Here is a 14,512-nt window from a genome sequence, read left to right on the forward strand (position 1 = left end):
GGACGCTAATTCCCCGGAATTTCACTCGCCCGGGGCGCGCCGCGGCTGCCGCTGCGGCAGCCCGGGGCCGCTCGCGTCGTTCACTTCGGCGGCGATCTGGCGCATCGCGACGCCGTTGCCCGGCCGCTTCGGCAGCCCCGGCCACAGTTCGCCGGCTTCGAGCGCCGCGGCGCGCAGCCGTCCGCCGTCGAGCTTGGTGTGCGTTTCCGGGATCTCGCGATCGAGCCACTGCACGATCACCTTGAGCGGACCGGCGCTGGGCAGCGGCCACACGAACACCGGGTGCTCGTAGTGGAAATCCGCCCCGCTGCCTTCCTCGACGCGCAGCACCGGCTCGTGCGGTTCGCCCGCGGTCGGCACCGAAACGGTTTCGGAACTGGCCCGGCCGCCGTCCGGGAACAGCACGCCGACCAGCAGCGAGTTGTAGTCCGGGATGCGCCGGTGGCCGATCAGCGGCGCGCCGTCCATGCGGTCGCGCGAATACACCGCGATCCGCAGCGTCATCGCCTCCGGCCACACCTCGATCGCGCGCAGCGCCACGATGGTGCGCTCGGACCGGCCCAGCGGCGTCGCCCACGGCAGCAGTGCGGGCACGATGTGGTCAGACGGCGGGCCGGTCCACGGACGGCCCTCGTAGCCGAACAGCTCCCGCTCCCGGACCGGGAAGACGGGTCGCTCGCGAGGACCGTCCGTGAAGAAGCTCATCAGTCCTCGCGAGGGGCGAGGCTGCCGTCGGAATCGGACTGCTTGGTGCCCATGGCGTCCATCAGCTGGCGGGCGAGGCCGAGGCCCGTGCCGCCGAGGGAGAGCGCCTTGGTGAACATGTCCGACATCCCGTCCGCGCCGTTCAGGACCACCATGTGGTCGACATTGCCGAAGGCCTGCGCACCGGCTTCGACGATCTCCGGCCAGCGCTCGGCCAGCTGTTGTGCTACCACAGCCTCCTGGTTCTCCGCCAGTGCGGCCGCGCGCGCCTTGATCGCCTCGGCCTCGGCGAGCCCCTTCGCCTTCGCCGCTTCGGCTTCGGCCAGACCCTTGGCTTTCGCCGCTTCCGCGTCCGCGAGGCCCTTCGCCTTCGCCGCCGCCGCTTCCGCCTCGCCGGTGGCCTTCGTCGCACTCGCGCTGGCTTCCGCGCGGGCCTTCGTGGCCTGCGCCTCGGCCTCCGCCGCGGTCTTGACCCGGGTCGCGTCCGCGCCCGCCCGCAGCTCGGTTTCCTTCGCCTGTGCCTGCGCGCGGGCGATTTGCGCGTCACGTTCCGCGTCGGCCGTGGTGCGCGTTTCGTACGCCTTCGCGTCGGCCGGTTTGCGGACCTGCGACTGCAGCCGCTGCTCGGACAGCGCCGCCTCGAGTTCGGCCGCCCGCGTCTCCTGGACCACGACCTCCTGGCGCGCGGTCGCCTCGGCCAGCGGACCCGACTGGCTCGCCTTCGCCTTGGCCTGGTCCACCTCGGCCTGGTACCCGGCCTGCTGGATCTGGCTCTCCCGGATCGCGCCCGCCTTGCGCGCCGCGGCGATCTGCTCGGCCTCGGTGGCCTCCTGGTCGCGCTGCGCCTCGGCGATCCGCGCGGCGGCGGCGATCGCGGCCGCGTGCGGCTTGCCGAGGTTGACGATGTAGCCGGACTCGTCGTCGATCTCCTGGATCTGCAGCGAGTCCACGATCAGCCCGAGCTTGATCATCTCGGTCGCCGACGACTGGCGGACCTCGCCGGTCAGCGCGTCGCGGTTGTGGATCATCTCCTCGATGGTCAGCCCGCCCACGATCGAGCGCAGATGCCCGGAGAACAGCTCGTGGATGGTGTCGTTCATGCCCTTCTGCTGGTCCAGGAACCGGCGGGCGGCGTTCGCGATCGAGGCGAAATCGTCGCCGACCTTGTAGATCACGACCGCGCGCACGGTGACCGGAAGACCCTGTTTCGTCACGCACGAGACCTGCAGGTTCACCCCTCGGGTGTCCAGCGAAAGCCTGCGCGCGGTCTGGAAGCCGGGCAGCACGTTCACGCCGCGGCCGGTGACGATCTTGAACCCGAGGCTGTCGGCGGTCTCGCTGCGCTCGACCCGGACGCCCCAGCCGGAGATGATGAGCGCCTCGTTCGGCTCCGCCACCTTGTAGAGCATCCGCAGGAGCCCGAACAGCAGGATCACGGCCACGACCGCGATCACCACGATGACCCAGATTTCCATAGCCCTCGCCGCACTTTCCGTATTCAGCTGGCACGGCGCTGAGGCGCCGTCAGCACTGCGACGCGGTCAAGCGCGCAACGGTTGCCACCTTTCCACGTAGACCGTGCGCGGGGGCTCGAAATCGACCACCAGGACGGGCGTGCCGACGGCGAACGTGCTGTCCGGATCGGCCGGATAGGCGTAGAAGGCCTCGGTGCCGCCGCGGACGCTGAGCAGCACCTCGCCGATCAGGCCGGGCCCGACGGTGCCGGTCACCCGGCCGCGGCTGCCGATCATCCGCCGAACCCGCGGATCTTGACCTTGGTGCCCTTGGGCACGAAGGAGCCGGGGGCCGGGTCCTGCTGCAGGACGAAGTCGAACCCGCCGTGCCCGTGGCCGTTGCCGTTGCCGTCGCCCCCCTTGCGGTCGACGTCGAGCCCGGCCTGCTTGAGCAGGTCCGCGGCCTGGTCGAACGGGCGGTACCGGACGTCCGGCACCTGCACCGCGTTGGAGACGTAGACCTTGACCTTCTTGGTCCCCGGCGAGCCCGCGCCCGGATCGGTGCGGGTGACCGCGCCGGCGGGCACGGTCTGCGAGAACTCCTCCCCGCCGTCCTGCGGCTGGAACCCGGCGTCCCGCAGAAGCTGGAACGCCTCGTCCTTGGGCCGTCCGGTGACGTCCGGGACCGGCGGAAGCGGTTCCGGGCCCTTGGACAGCACCAGCGTGACCTGGCCGCCCACGTCCACCGGGGTCCCCGCCGCCGGGCTCACGCTCACGACGGTGCCCTGCGGCGCGGTGTCGCTGTACTCCGGCGTGCCCTGGACGACCGTGAGCTTCTGGTCCTGGATCGCCTTCGTGGCCGCGTCGAGCGAGGTGCCGGCGCGGATGTCCGGCACCTTCGGCTTGCCCTTCGACACCACCACGGACACGGTGGCGTCCTGGTCGAGCGTGGTGCCCGCGGCCGGGTCCACCTTGATCACCCGGTTGGCCTCGACGGTGTTGTCGAACTCCTGGCTGTAGCGCGGGTTCAGCTTCGCCGCGCGCAGCTGGTCGCCCGCCTCGGCCTGGGTCAGCCCGGCGAGCTTCGGCACCGTCGTGGTCGTGACCTTGGAATCGCTGAGGATGAACGCGAACGCGCCGATCAGCCCGCCGAGCACCAGCACCCCGGCGATCGCCAGCGCGATCAGCTTGCGCTTGTCGCGCGGTTTCCGCGGTTCGCCCGGCGCGGGCGGTCCGGCGGGCGGCGGTCCGGCCGGGGGCGGCGCGGCGGGCACGGCGCGGGTCAGCGCACGCGTGCCGCGCGGCCCGGAGACCGGCATGGTCTGCTGGCCCATCGGAACGTTCTGCTGGACGGCCGGCATGTTCGGGAGCGTGCGTTCGACATCGGACACGCGGTCGCCGTCCGGCGGCGGGGGCACCGGCACCGCGACCGGCTGCAGCCCCAGTTCGGCACGCGCGGCCTGCAGCTGCGCCAGGAACTCGCCCCCGTCGGCCGGGCGCTGCTCCGGGTCGCGGCGGGTGGCGCGCAGGATCAGGTCGTCGAGCACCGGAGGCAGGTCCGGCCGCAGCTCGCTCGGCCGGGGGACGTCGTCGTTCACGTGCCGGTAGGCGACCGAGATCGCGGTGTCGCCGGTGTAGGGCAGCCGGCCGGTGAGCATCTCGTACAGCAGGATGCCCGCCGAATAGACGTCGCTGCGGGCCGTGGTGTCGCCGGTGGCGACCTGTTCCGGGGCCAGGTAGCCGACGGTGCCGAGGATGACGCTCGAACTCGTGGTGCCCGCGCTGGCGACCGCGCGGACCAGCCCGAAGTCGCCGACCTTGACCACGCCGCCGGCCAGCTGCCCGCTGCGGCCGATGAGCACGTTCTCGGGCTTGACGTCGCGGTGCACCAGCCCGGCGGCGTGCGCGGCGGCCAGCGCGGCCAGCACCGGCTCCGCGACGCTCAGCGCGAGCGAGACGTCCAGCTGGCCCTGCTCGTCCAGCAGGTCGCGCAGCGTGCCGCCGTTGACCAGCTCCATCACCAGGAACGCGAGCCCGGCGTCCTGGCCGGCCGGGGTGTCGAAGCCCTGGTCGTGCACCGCCACCACGTTCGGGTGATGCAGCTGGGCGGCCGAACGCGCTTCGCGCACGAACCGGTCGACGAACGACCGGTCGTCGGCGAACCGCGGATCCATGATCTTGATCGCGACCGCCCGGTCGAGGCGGGTGTCCAGGCCCTGGTACACGGCCGACATCCCGCCCCTGGCCAGCAGCCGGTCAACGCGGTACCGGCGTTCGAGCAGGGCGCCGACGAGGCTGGGCTGGGTGCGCGTCACGGTGGGCAATCGTACGGAAGGCCGCGCGTGCGGGGGCGGGTCACCCGTGCGTACCAGTGGGCCGGACGGGGGAATGTGGCACAGTGTCACGTGTGAGTGGGATTCCTGTCGCCGACGACATCCTCGACGCCGCGGTCGCGGTCAAGCCGTTGCCGGAGGTGACGGCCGCATTGGGCGTCTCTGCCAACAAGGTGCGCCAGATGCTGCGGGACGGCGAGCTGATCGCCGTCCGGCGCGAGGGCGAACTCTGCGTGCCCGCCGATTTCTTCGTGAAGGACGGCGTCGTCAAGGGGCTGGCCGGCACCATCACCGTGCTCGCCGACTCCGGGTTCAGCCGCACCGAGATGCTGCGCTGGCTCTTCACCGCCGACGACACGCTCCCGGGCACCACGCCGATCAACGCGCTGCGCACCAGCCACGGCACCGAGGTCAAGCGGCGCGCGCAGGCGATGGCGTTCTAGGCCGTTCCCGCAGTGCTCCGGACGGGTGCGTCCACGCGGTCAGCCGGCCGACGCCGGGGAGCCCGGACGGAGTAGCTCCGTTCTGCCCGTCCACCACGGATGCGCGACCGCCGCGACCGCCTGCGTCCCCGCCGCCGCGGCCAATCCGGCGGCGGGGGACCAGGCCGCCAGCGGCCCGGCCACCGCGTTTCCCAATGCGATTCCGGCGATTTTGATGCTCGCCGCGGTGGTGAACACCTGCGCCCGCATTTCCGGCGGCGCTTCCCGGTGCCGCACCGCGAACAACGACGCCAGCTGGGGCCCTTCGCCGACCCCGGTGAGCGCGACCGCGGCGATCAGCAGCGCCGCGTTCGGCGCCACTGCCGCCCCGGCGAGGCCGATCCCGATGGCGACGGTGCTCAATCGCACCGCGCGGTCCGGTGAATACGACCGTCGCGAAAGGGCCGCGTTCGCCAGCAAGGACGCGACGGACAATCCGACGAGCAACAACGTCCCGTATCCGGCGCTGCCGAATCGCTGCGCGCCGAGCACCGGATAGCAGACGAACGCCATCCCGATCCCGACGCACGACAACGTCGAGGTCGCGGTCGACTGCCTCAACGCGGGATTGCGCACGAGAACGGTCGCCGCTTCGAAAAATCGCGTTCGCCGCCGTTCTCCGTTGCCGGGAAGCCGCCACGCGAACGGCGCCGCGATCAGCACCAGCACGCCAGCGGCGAGGACTGCTACCGGAGCTCCCGCCGCGGTGGCGAGCACCCCGGCAAGCCCCGGTCCGACCAGCGCTGCGGCAGTGAACGTCATCGCGTCCAGCGTGCTCGCCCGGCCGAGCTTCTCCGCTGGTACGAGCGCGGGCACCTGTGCCGTCCACCCGCCCCCGATCGCCGGGGCCAGCAACCCGGTCACCACCGCGATCCCGACTGCCAGCCCAAATGGCACCGCTCCGAACAACGCGGTGAGCGCGGCCAGTCCCGCCGCATACCCCGCCAACCCGACCGCGAGGAGCCGGCCCGGCGTACGCGACCGGTCCAGGACCGCGCCCAGCAACGGTCCGCCCACCGCGGCCGCGATCGTGAGCCCGGCCAGCAATGCCGACCCCGCGATCGCCCCCGACGCGCCCACGCCCAGCAGCAACACCGCCGGACCGGACAGCTCGTCGCCGGTCCGCGCGGCCGTCGCCCCAGCGAGATACGCGGAGAATCTGTAACGGCTTGCCACTGATGAGATGTTACAGTGGCTTATGCCTGGACCACAGCCGGATTTCGCGGGCCGCTCCGCCCGGGACGCGGTCCGTCGTGCGGTAGCACTGCTCGATGTGCTCCTGGTCGAGGATCCGTCGCCGGATTCGGTAGCCGCGGTGCTGGCCGAGCACGGAGAACCGCAAGTCCGGCTTTCCACGCGGGAGGTGGCCGAGCTGCGCGCCGCCGCCTGGAAACTCCGCGAGGTTTTCGCCGCGCCAGACGCCGCTTCGGCGGCCGAAGTGCTGAACGCCCTGTTCGCCGCCTACGCCGGACCTCCGCGCCTGACCGCGCACGACGAAAACTTCGGCTGGCACCTCCACGTCGACGCATCCGACGACGGACCGTGGGGCGCCTGGCTGATCACGTCCTCCGCGCTGGCCTTGGCCACTCTGCTGGCCGACCGCCAGAGCGTCCCCGGCGGCTTGTGCGCGTCGCCGTCGTGCGGGAAACCCTTCGCCCACCTCGGCGGGGGCAGCCAGCGCCGGTACTGCTCTTCCCGGTGCGCCACCAGGGAACGCGTCGCCGCGCACCGGGCCCGGTCGACCTGACAGCCGGAGTCAGCGAGCGCGCCCCGGCCTGGAAGCCAGCGCGCGCCGCGCCAACGCGGGCAACGCGACCGCCAGCCGTCGCCCCTTGCCGACGACCGCGCGTCGGTTGAGCACGGCGTAATCCATCGCTTCGATCTCGTCGAGGATGCCTTCGTACAACGTGATCGCCGTCCGCACGCAAGGCCGAGACTCGGGCCGCAGCAAGGGAATCCCCGCCTCCGCCCGGCGATACACCGCGCGCGTCCGCGAAACCGCCACCGCCAGTGCCGCGCGCACCCGCGGATCCGGCCGGTCGCTCCGGCGCGCTTCCCGCAACACCGCCCGGTCGACCCCGAACGCCGCCAGTTCCTCGGTCGGCAGATACACGCGCCCGCGGTCGAGGTCCTCGCCGACGTCGCGCAGGAAATTGGTCAGCTGGAACGCTTCCCCCAACGCCGCCGCGCTCGGTGCGGCTTCCTCCAGCGGCACGACGGTCCCGAACACCGGCAGCATCTGCAGCCCGATCACGCAAGCCGAGCCGTAGATGTACTCGCCGAGGTCGGCGTACGTCGCGTACTCGGCGACCGTCAGGTCCATCCGCATGGAATGCAGGAACGCGTCCACGAGATCGCGCCGGATGTCGTAACGGCGCACGGTGTCCGCGAGGGCGGCGAGCACCGGATCGGCCGGGACGCTCCCGTCGTAAACCTCGTCGACGAGCCCGGCCACCTTGTCCAGCGCGACCGCCGGATCGGTGCCGGGCTCGGGGTTGTCGACCAGTTCGTCGGCCATCCGCGCGAAGCCGTACAGCGCGTGCGCGGCCGGTCTCGCCCGCGCCGGAAGCAGCCGCGTGGCCAGGAAAAACGTGCGGCCATGATAGGCGTTGATGCGGCGGCACTCCGCGTACGCGGCACGCAGCGCGGGCTCGGCGATGCCGGCCGCGTCCAGCTCGTTCACCGGCCGGTGATCCTTTCCGCGGCGAGCCGCCCGGAGATCAGCACCGGCGGGATGCCGACGCCCGGCGTCGTCCCGCACCCGGCGAGCACGACGTTTTCCGCCGCCTTCACCAGGTTCGCGGGCCGGAACGGGCCGGTCTGCGGGAACGTGTGCGCGAGCGAGAACGGGGTGCCCGCGGCCAGCCCGCGCGCCGCCCAGTCCGCCGGGGTCAGCTGTTCGTCCACCAGGTACTCGTCGCGGAATCCGGTGAGCCCGCGCGATTCCAGGGTCCGCAACAGTTCTTCGCGATAAGCCGGGCCGACGCGCGCCCAGTCGATCGGCCCGGTGGCCAGGTTCGGGGCCGGAGCGAGCACCGAGACGATCTCGCCGCCGTCGCCGGCCAGCGTCGGCTCGGTCGCGGTCGGGCGGGTGACCAGCAGCGACGGATCGCTCATCAGCTTGCCCTCGCGGACGATCTCGGCGAAGGTGCGTTCCCACGCCTCGCCGAAGAAGATCGTGTGGTGGTCCAGTTCCGGCCACGAACGGTCCGCGTGTCCGTGCAGCACGAAGGCTGACGGCGAGTACTTCAACGGCAGCACGCGGCGAGGACGCGCACCGATCAGCCGGTACGCCGCTGAAAGCTCCGTCGCGAGCACCACGGCGTCGCACGCAATGCGCTCGCCCGAGCGCGTGCGTACCGCGCGTACGCGGGACGACACTCGCTCAAGCCACGCAGCTTCCGTACCGAACCGCAGTTCGGCACCAGCGTGCGTCGCGGCGTCAGACATCGCGCGCGCGATGGCGCCCATGCCGCCGCGCGGGTAGTACACGCCGCCGACGGTGTCCATGTACGCGATCACGCCGTACGCGCCGAGCGCACGCGTAGGGTCCAGACCCGCGTACAGCGCCTGGAAAGAGAAGAGCCGCCGTACGCGCTCGTCGCGCAAGAAGCTGGAGACGCGCGGCCCCAACCGGCCGAAGCCGCCCAATGCGGCGAGCTTCACCAGTTCCGGTCGGAGAAGATCCAGCGGCGAATCGAAATTCGCGCCGATGAAGTGGTCCTTCTGCGCCGCGTACAGGTCGGTGAGCCACCGCCGCAGCCGCCGGTAGCCGTCCGCCTCGGCGGGACCGGCGAACGACCGGATCTCGGCTTCCATCGCGTCGCCGTCGGTGTGCACGGCGAGCGTGCTGCCGTCGGCGAAACGGGCCCGATACGCCGGATCTAGCCTGGTCAGCGGCACAGTGTCGGCCAGCGATGCGCCGACCGCGTGCAAGGCTTCGTCCACCAGTTCCGGCATGGTCAGCACGCTGGCCCCGGTGTCGACCGCGTTCGCGCCGAAATCCTGCTGGCCGGCTCGTCCGCCGGGCATTTTCTGCTGTTCCAGCAGCGTCACCCGGCGTCCCGCGCCGAGCAGGTGCAGCGTCGCCGAAAGCCCGGCCAGCCCGGCGCCCACGACCACCACGTGGTCGGCGGGCCCGTTCACCGTCCGCATCAGAACTTCCGCTGGGTAGCCAGCCGGATCAGCTCGGCGAGCGCCGACGGGGCGGGCTCGGCCAGGTGCGCGCGGTCGAGCGCGGCGTTCGCGGAGGCGGTCAGCTCGTCGATCCGGCGTTCCACCGCGGCGACCGCGCCGACCGAGGTCAGCGCCTCGCGCACCTGGTCCACCGTGCCGCTGGTCAGGTCGGCCGCCCCGATCGCGCCGGCGATCGCCTTGGCCGCGGCGCGGTCGCCCCGCTCCTCGGCCAGCTGCAGGCCGAGCGCCACGAGCAGGGTGCGCTTGCCCTCGCGCAGGTCGTCGCCGGCCGGCTTGCCGGTCACCGACGGGTCGCCGAACACGCCGAGCAGGTCGTCGCGCAGCTGGAACGCCACGCCGACGTCGCCGCCGAACTCCAGCAGGGTGGCGATCAGCCGCTCGTCCGCCCCGGCGAGCGAGGCGCCGAGGTGGAGCGGCCGCTGGACGGTGTACGCGGCGGTCTTGAGCCGGTCGATCCGCAGCGCGGCTTCGGGAGAAGCGTCGCCCACGGCTTGCGTGCGGACGTCGAGGTACTGGCCGGCGAGCACCTCGGTGCGCATCGCGCGCCAGGCCGGGCGCGCCGCCGCGATCGTGGCCGCGGGCAGCGGGGCCTCGGCGAACATGTCGTCGGCCCAGGCCAGCGCCAGATCGCCCACCAGCACCGCGCTGGCCAGCCCGAACACCGACGGCGACCCGAGCCAGCCGCGGTCGGCGTGCAGTTTCTCCGCGGCCACGTGCACGGTCGGCTTGCCGCGGCGCGAGTCGGAGGAGTCGATGAGGTCGTCGTGGATCAGCGCGCACGCCTGGATCAGCTCGAGGCTCGCGACCGCCTGCAGCGCGCCCTCGGCGAGCGGTCCGGACGCCGCGCCGCCCGCGCCGCGCCAGCCCCACCAGGCGAACGTCGGCCGGATCCGCTTGCCCCCGCCCAGCACGAACCCGGACAGCGCCTCGATCCCGGCCGCGACGCTCGGCTCGGTGCGCAGGATCTCGCGCCCCGCGCGGCCGAGGAAATCGGCCAGCGCACGCTCCACGTGCGCGGGGAGGTCGGCGTCGAATCCGGGCGCGTCCATGCCCTCATCCTCCGGGACGCGGGCGGGGCGGGTCACGCCGGGCGCCCCCGGATGTGGCGCACCAGACGCGGTCAGCCGCGCCGGAACGCGTCCGGCCGCCCGCTCGCCGCGAAGTACTCGGCCGCCTCGGCCGGTCCGCGCGGCCGGTAGCCGGGTTCCAGGCAGCCGGTGTACCAGTCCTTCGCGAGGTGCCACAGGGCGTCGAGCCCGAGCAGTTCGCCCGGACTGTCCACACAGGACTCGGCGCAGTACAGCCGCTGCTTCCCCCGGTCGCCGGCCAGCTCGCCGGGCCGGGACGGGAAGTACGCCACCTGCGCGCCGCTCGGCGGCCGGTCCCGCCGCACGACCAGCGCGGACGGCTCGCCGCAGCCCGGACAGCGCGTCGCCACCAGCACTTCCGGCTCGCCGGAGACGAGGTGCGGGATGGCGAACGAATCCCAGGCGCAGCCGCCCCACCACATGGTGTGCTCGCCCATCACCGCGAACCCGAGCGGAACCGCCGCGAACGGCGCGGCCAGCGCGACGTGCTCGCATTCGTCCAGCCACAGCCATCTCGGGTCGGCCATCCGGTGCAGCGCCTGTTTCGCCACCGCGAGCGACCCGTGCGCGGCGTCGGCCAGCTCCGGCGCGGTGGGCGGGCGGCCGCGGGTGGCGAACGCGCGGTAGACGGCCACGCGCACGTCTTCGTCCCAGGCCAGATCGTCTTCGCTGCTCATCGGCTCGCCTCCCCGGGAGGGTTCGCCCACCGACGGTACGCGCGTGGCCAAGCCCACCCGTCAGCTCTGCCGCGCGTCGCGGTGAGCCACTACCATTTCACTCCATGACGTCGGTGATCGAAAGGCTTCAGGGGGACGGTCCCGCGTTCTCCGTCGAGTTCTTCCCGCCCCGGGACGACGCCGACGAGGCCGTGCTCTGGAAGGCCATCCGCGAGCTGGAACCGCTGGACCCGGCCTACATGTCGATCACCTACGGCGCGGGCGGTTCGAGCCGCGACGGCACCATCCGCAGCATCGCCCGCGTCGCCACCGAAACCACGCTCTGCCCGATGGCCCACCTGACGGCGGTCGACCATTCGGTGTCCGAACTGCGGAACGTGATCGGCTGGTACGCGGCGGTCGGCGTGCGCAACATCCTCGCGCTGCGCGGCGACCCGCCGGGCGACGTCTACGGCGACTGGGTGCCGCACCCGGAAGGCCTCACTTACGCCGAGGAACTCGTCGAGCTGGTCCGTTCGCTCGGCGACTTCTGCGTGGGCGTCTCGGCGTTCCCGTACGGCCACCCGCGTTCGGCCGACCTCGAATCGGACACGAAGCACCTGGTCCGCAAGTTCCGCGCGGGCGCCGATTTCGCGATCGCGCAGCTGTTTTTCGAAGCCGAGGACTTCCTGCGGCTGCGCGACCGGGTCGCCGCCGCGGGCTGCGACGCGCTCGTGCTGCCCGGCATCATGCCGCTGACCACCCTGCGCACGCTGCACACCACGATCCGGCTGTCGGGGGCCCCGGCGCCGCAGCGGCTGCTCGACCGGCTCGAACCGCTGTCGGACGACCCCAAGGCCTTCCGCGCGGCCGGCCTCGACTGGGTCACCGAACTGTGCGAGAAACTGCTCGCCGAAGGCGTGCCCGACCTGCACTTCTACACGTTCAACCGGTCCAAGGCGACGCGCGAGGTCGTGACCCGGCTCGGCCTGGTGCCCGCCCGCACGTAAGTCTGTGGGCTCCGGGCGCCTCCGGCCGGTAGCGTGCCGGACATGGCTTCCACCGAACAGAGCGTTCCGGAGATCTGCGACCGGTACGTCGACGATTACGTGGCCGTGGACCCGGTCGCGGCCACCATGCTCGGCGTCGCGGGCTACGACGACCAGCTGACCGACTATTCGCCCGCCGGCCACGACGCCCGCGCGGACCTGGCGCGCCGCGCGCTGGCCGCGGTGACCGCCGCCGAACCGGCGAACGCGGGGGAGCGGGTCGCGAAGGCCGTGTTCACCGAGCGGATCGGCCTCGAGCTGGAGATCCACGACGCGGGTCTCGACGCGGCGTCGCTCAACGTGATCGAGAGCCCGGTGCAGGGCCTGCGCATGGTCTTCGACCTGATGCCGACCGACACCCCGGACGACTGGGCGACCATCGCGGCCCGGCTGCCGAAGGTGCCCGAGGCGCTCGCCGGGGTCCGCGCCTCGCTGCTCGCCTCGGCGGACAAGGGACAGGTCTCGGCGCTGCGGCAGGTCTCGAAGGTCGCCGACCAGTGCGACACGTGGGCCGGGCTCAAGGACGGCCCCGGGTTCTTCGCCAGCCTGGTCGCCGACGCGGGCGTCGAGTCGCTGAAGTCCGAACTGGCCTCGGGCGCTCGGGCGGCGGACGAGGCGTTCGCGGAGTTCGCCGGATTCCTGCGCGCCGAACTGGCCCCGAAGGCCCCGGTGAAGGACGCCGTCGGCGAGGACGTCTACCGGCTGTGGTCGCGCTACTTCATCGGCGCGGAGCTGGACCTGCGCGAGGCCTACGAGTGGGGTTGGCACGAATTCTCGCGCCTGGAAACGGAAATGCGCGCGGTCGCGAACCGCGTCAAGCCCGGCTCGACGCCCGCGGAGGCCGCGGCGGCGCTCGACGCCGACCCGCGCTACCGCGTCCAGGGCCGTCCGCAGTTCGAGGCGTGGATGCAGCAGCTGTCCGACGACGCGCTGAAGTCGTTGCGCGGCAAGCACTTCGACATCCCGGACCGGCTGATGGCGCTGGAGTGCAAGATCGCCCCGCCGGGCGGCGGCGTCGGCGCGTACTACACCGGACCGAGCGAGGACTTCAGCCGCCCCGGCCGGATGTGGTGGTCGCTTCCCGCCGACCGCAACGAATTCACGACGTGGCGCGAGGTTTCGACGGTCTACCACGAGGGCGTCCCCGGGCATCACCTGCAGATCGCGACCGCGGTCAACCAGGCCGAGACCCTGACGAAGTACCAGCGGCTGATGACGTTCATCTCGGCGCACGGCGAAGGCTGGGCGCTCTACGCGGAACGCCTCATGGAGGAACTGGGCTACCTCTCCGACGACGGCGACCTGCTCGGCATGCTGTCCGAGCAGCTCTTCCGCGCCGCTCGCGTGGTGGTCGACCTCGGCATGCACCTGGAACTGGAAATCCCGGCGGGCACCGGATTTCACGAGGGGGAGCGCTGGACGCCGGACCTCGGCCTGGAGTTCATGCTCACCCGCACGATCACCGACCAGGCCCACGTCCGCGACGAGATCGACCGCTACCTCGGCTGGCCCGGCCAGGCCCCCTCGTACAAGCTCGGCGAACGCCTCTGGCTCGCCGCCCGCGACGAGGCCCGCGCGCGGCAGGGTTCGGCGTTCGACATCAAGCAGTTCCACACCAAGGCCCTGCGAATGGGCGGCATGGGGCTGGACACCCTGCGCGAGCAGCTGGCGCAACTGGACTGAGACTGCTTTCCCGGGCCGGTGCTCCCGCACCGGCCCGGGTGTCTTGCCCCCGCTTATGTGCACTGCTCAACGCATCACCACGACCCGGCTGGACCTGCTGCCGCTGTCCGTCTCGCACGCCGAGGAGATGGCTGTCGTGCTGTCCGATCCGGCGCTCCACACCTACATCGGCGGTGCGCCGGACTCGCCGTCCGCTCTCCGTTCGCGTTACCAGCGGATCACCGCGGGCTCGCCCGACCGGGGAGTTTCCTGGCTGAACTGGGTGATCCAGCTGCGCGGTTCCGGCCTGGTGGGCACGGTCCAGGCGACGGTCCGCGACGCGGTCGCCGAAATCGCCTGGGTGGTCGGAACTCCGTGGCAGGGCCGCGGCATCGCCACCGAAGCCGCCCGCGGCTTGGTCGACTGGCTCCTTCGGCAGCCGGTGGACGCCGTGATCGCCCATGTCCATCCGGAAAACCGGGCGTCCGCCGGCGTCGCCGCCGCGGCCGGGCTCGCGGCCACCGACGAGCAGCAGGACGGCGAGATCCGCTGGCGCCGCACCCGACAAACCCGTTGATCGTTTCCGCGTCCTGTGGCTAAGCTCCCGCCCGTGCACCGGATCTTCCTCGTCACCCCACCCCCGCGCGCCTGAGCGGGGTAGTTTTCGCCGCGTGCGCCCGAAACCGGGCCCGCGGCCACTGGGTGCTGCCGTGAACCGGCCAACGCACGCTGCCCCGCGTCGTCGATTCCCGATTCCTTCGACGCAGGAGCCCACTTCCGAATGTCTGTCCTCGCACCTTCGCGCGCCCGCTCGACGGCCGCCCTAGGGCGTGTCTGACAAATATCCCGGTTGATTATTGGGATGCTGCTGCTCGTGTCGCGGTTT

The 14,512-nt window shown here is 72.1% G+C and carries 14 protein-coding genes; 5 read left to right on the forward strand and 9 right to left on the reverse strand.

Annotated features, from left to right (window positions below; translation table 11 throughout):
* Nucleotides 1–21: 21 nt before the first annotated feature.
* From L942_RS38760 to pknB, 4 genes are all read right to left on the reverse strand, one after another.
* On the reverse strand, nt 22–705 hold the full coding sequence (locus L942_RS38760) for a hypothetical protein (protein WP_037370028.1): 684 nt from the start codon (nt 703–705) through the stop codon (nt 22–24).
* Nucleotides 705–2,180 (reverse strand): SPFH domain-containing protein, encoded by a 1,476-nt coding sequence (locus L942_RS38765; protein WP_037370030.1) that lies wholly within the window; start codon nt 2,178–2,180, stop codon nt 705–707. Before L942_RS38765 ends, L942_RS38760 begins: the two co-directional genes overlap by 1 nt.
* A 66-nt stretch (nt 2,181–2,246) precedes the next feature.
* On the reverse strand, nt 2,247–2,456 hold the full coding sequence (locus tag L942_RS38770; protein WP_037370033.1) for a hypothetical protein: 210 nt from the start codon (nt 2,454–2,456) through the stop codon (nt 2,247–2,249).
* A complete protein-coding gene (gene pknB / locus L942_RS38775; protein ID WP_037370036.1) occupies nt 2,453–4,474 on the reverse strand; it encodes a Stk1 family PASTA domain-containing Ser/Thr kinase in 2,022 nt (673 codons plus the stop codon). Before pknB ends, L942_RS38770 begins: the two co-directional genes overlap by 4 nt.
* Before the next feature lie 92 nt (nt 4,475–4,566).
* Between pknB and L942_RS44030 the strand changes: the two genes are divergently transcribed.
* Complete coding sequence (locus L942_RS44030) at nt 4,567–4,935, forward strand: Rv2175c family DNA-binding protein (RefSeq protein ID WP_037370038.1); 369 nt, start codon at nt 4,567–4,569, stop codon at nt 4,933–4,935.
* Between the two features lie 39 nt (nt 4,936–4,974).
* Here the strand turns inward: L942_RS44030 and L942_RS38785 are convergent, their stop codons facing one another.
* Nucleotides 4,975–6,150: an MFS transporter gene (locus L942_RS38785; RefSeq protein ID WP_037370040.1), complete on the reverse strand. Its 1,176-nt coding sequence runs from the start codon at nt 6,148–6,150 to the stop codon at nt 4,975–4,977.
* Between the two features lie 22 nt (nt 6,151–6,172).
* On the opposite strand from L942_RS38785, the gene L942_RS38790 reads away from it, so the two are divergent.
* The gene (locus L942_RS38790) at nt 6,173–6,721 is read left to right on the forward strand and encodes a CGNR zinc finger domain-containing protein (RefSeq protein WP_037370044.1); all 549 of its coding nucleotides are present in this window, start codon (nt 6,173–6,175) and stop codon (nt 6,719–6,721) included.
* Between the two features lie 9 nt (nt 6,722–6,730).
* On the opposite strand, the gene L942_RS38795 is transcribed toward L942_RS38790, so the two are convergent.
* From L942_RS38795 to merB, 4 genes are all read right to left on the reverse strand, one after another.
* Nucleotides 6,731–7,657, reverse strand: a complete 927-nt coding sequence (locus tag L942_RS38795; RefSeq protein ID WP_037370047.1) for a phytoene/squalene synthase family protein — start codon at nt 7,655–7,657, stop codon at nt 6,731–6,733.
* The gene (crtI, locus tag L942_RS38800; RefSeq protein WP_037370050.1) at nt 7,654–9,129 is read right to left on the reverse strand and encodes a phytoene desaturase family protein; all 1,476 of its coding nucleotides are present in this window, start codon (nt 9,127–9,129) and stop codon (nt 7,654–7,656) included. The genes L942_RS38795 and crtI overlap by 4 nt, the downstream gene beginning before the upstream one ends.
* Nucleotides 9,129–10,220 (reverse strand): polyprenyl synthetase family protein, encoded by a 1,092-nt coding sequence (locus L942_RS38805; RefSeq protein ID WP_037370053.1) that lies wholly within the window; start codon nt 10,218–10,220, stop codon nt 9,129–9,131. The genes crtI and L942_RS38805 overlap by 1 nt, the downstream gene beginning before the upstream one ends.
* Before the next feature lie 71 nt (nt 10,221–10,291).
* Entirely contained in the window at nt 10,292–10,936 is a 645-nt protein-coding gene (gene merB / locus L942_RS38810; protein WP_037370056.1) for an organomercurial lyase, read from the reverse strand.
* Nucleotides 10,937–11,040: 104 nt separating this feature from the next.
* On the opposite strand from merB, the gene metF reads away from it, so the two are divergent.
* From metF to L942_RS38825, 3 genes are read left to right on the forward strand one after another with little or no spacing between them, the layout of a single operon-like run.
* Nucleotides 11,041–11,925 (forward strand): methylenetetrahydrofolate reductase [NAD(P)H], encoded by an 885-nt coding sequence (metF, locus tag L942_RS38815; protein ID WP_037370061.1) that lies wholly within the window; start codon nt 11,041–11,043, stop codon nt 11,923–11,925.
* A 42-nt stretch (nt 11,926–11,967) separates the two neighbouring features.
* Nucleotides 11,968–13,647 carry a DUF885 domain-containing protein gene (locus L942_RS38820; protein WP_037370063.1) on the forward strand — a complete coding sequence of 560 codons (1,680 nt, stop codon included), beginning with the start codon at nt 11,968–11,970 and terminating at the stop codon, nt 13,645–13,647.
* Between the two features lie 55 nt (nt 13,648–13,702).
* Nucleotides 13,703–14,203: a GNAT family N-acetyltransferase gene (locus L942_RS38825; protein ID WP_037370065.1), complete on the forward strand. Its 501-nt coding sequence runs from the start codon at nt 13,703–13,705 to the stop codon at nt 14,201–14,203.
* The last annotated feature ends 309 nt before the right edge of the window (nt 14,204–14,512 follow it).

The sequence above is a fragment of the Amycolatopsis orientalis DSM 43388 genome, from assembly GCF_000411975.1.
Taxonomy (GTDB): Bacteria; Actinomycetota; Actinomycetes; order Mycobacteriales; family Pseudonocardiaceae; genus Amycolatopsis; species Amycolatopsis orientalis_D.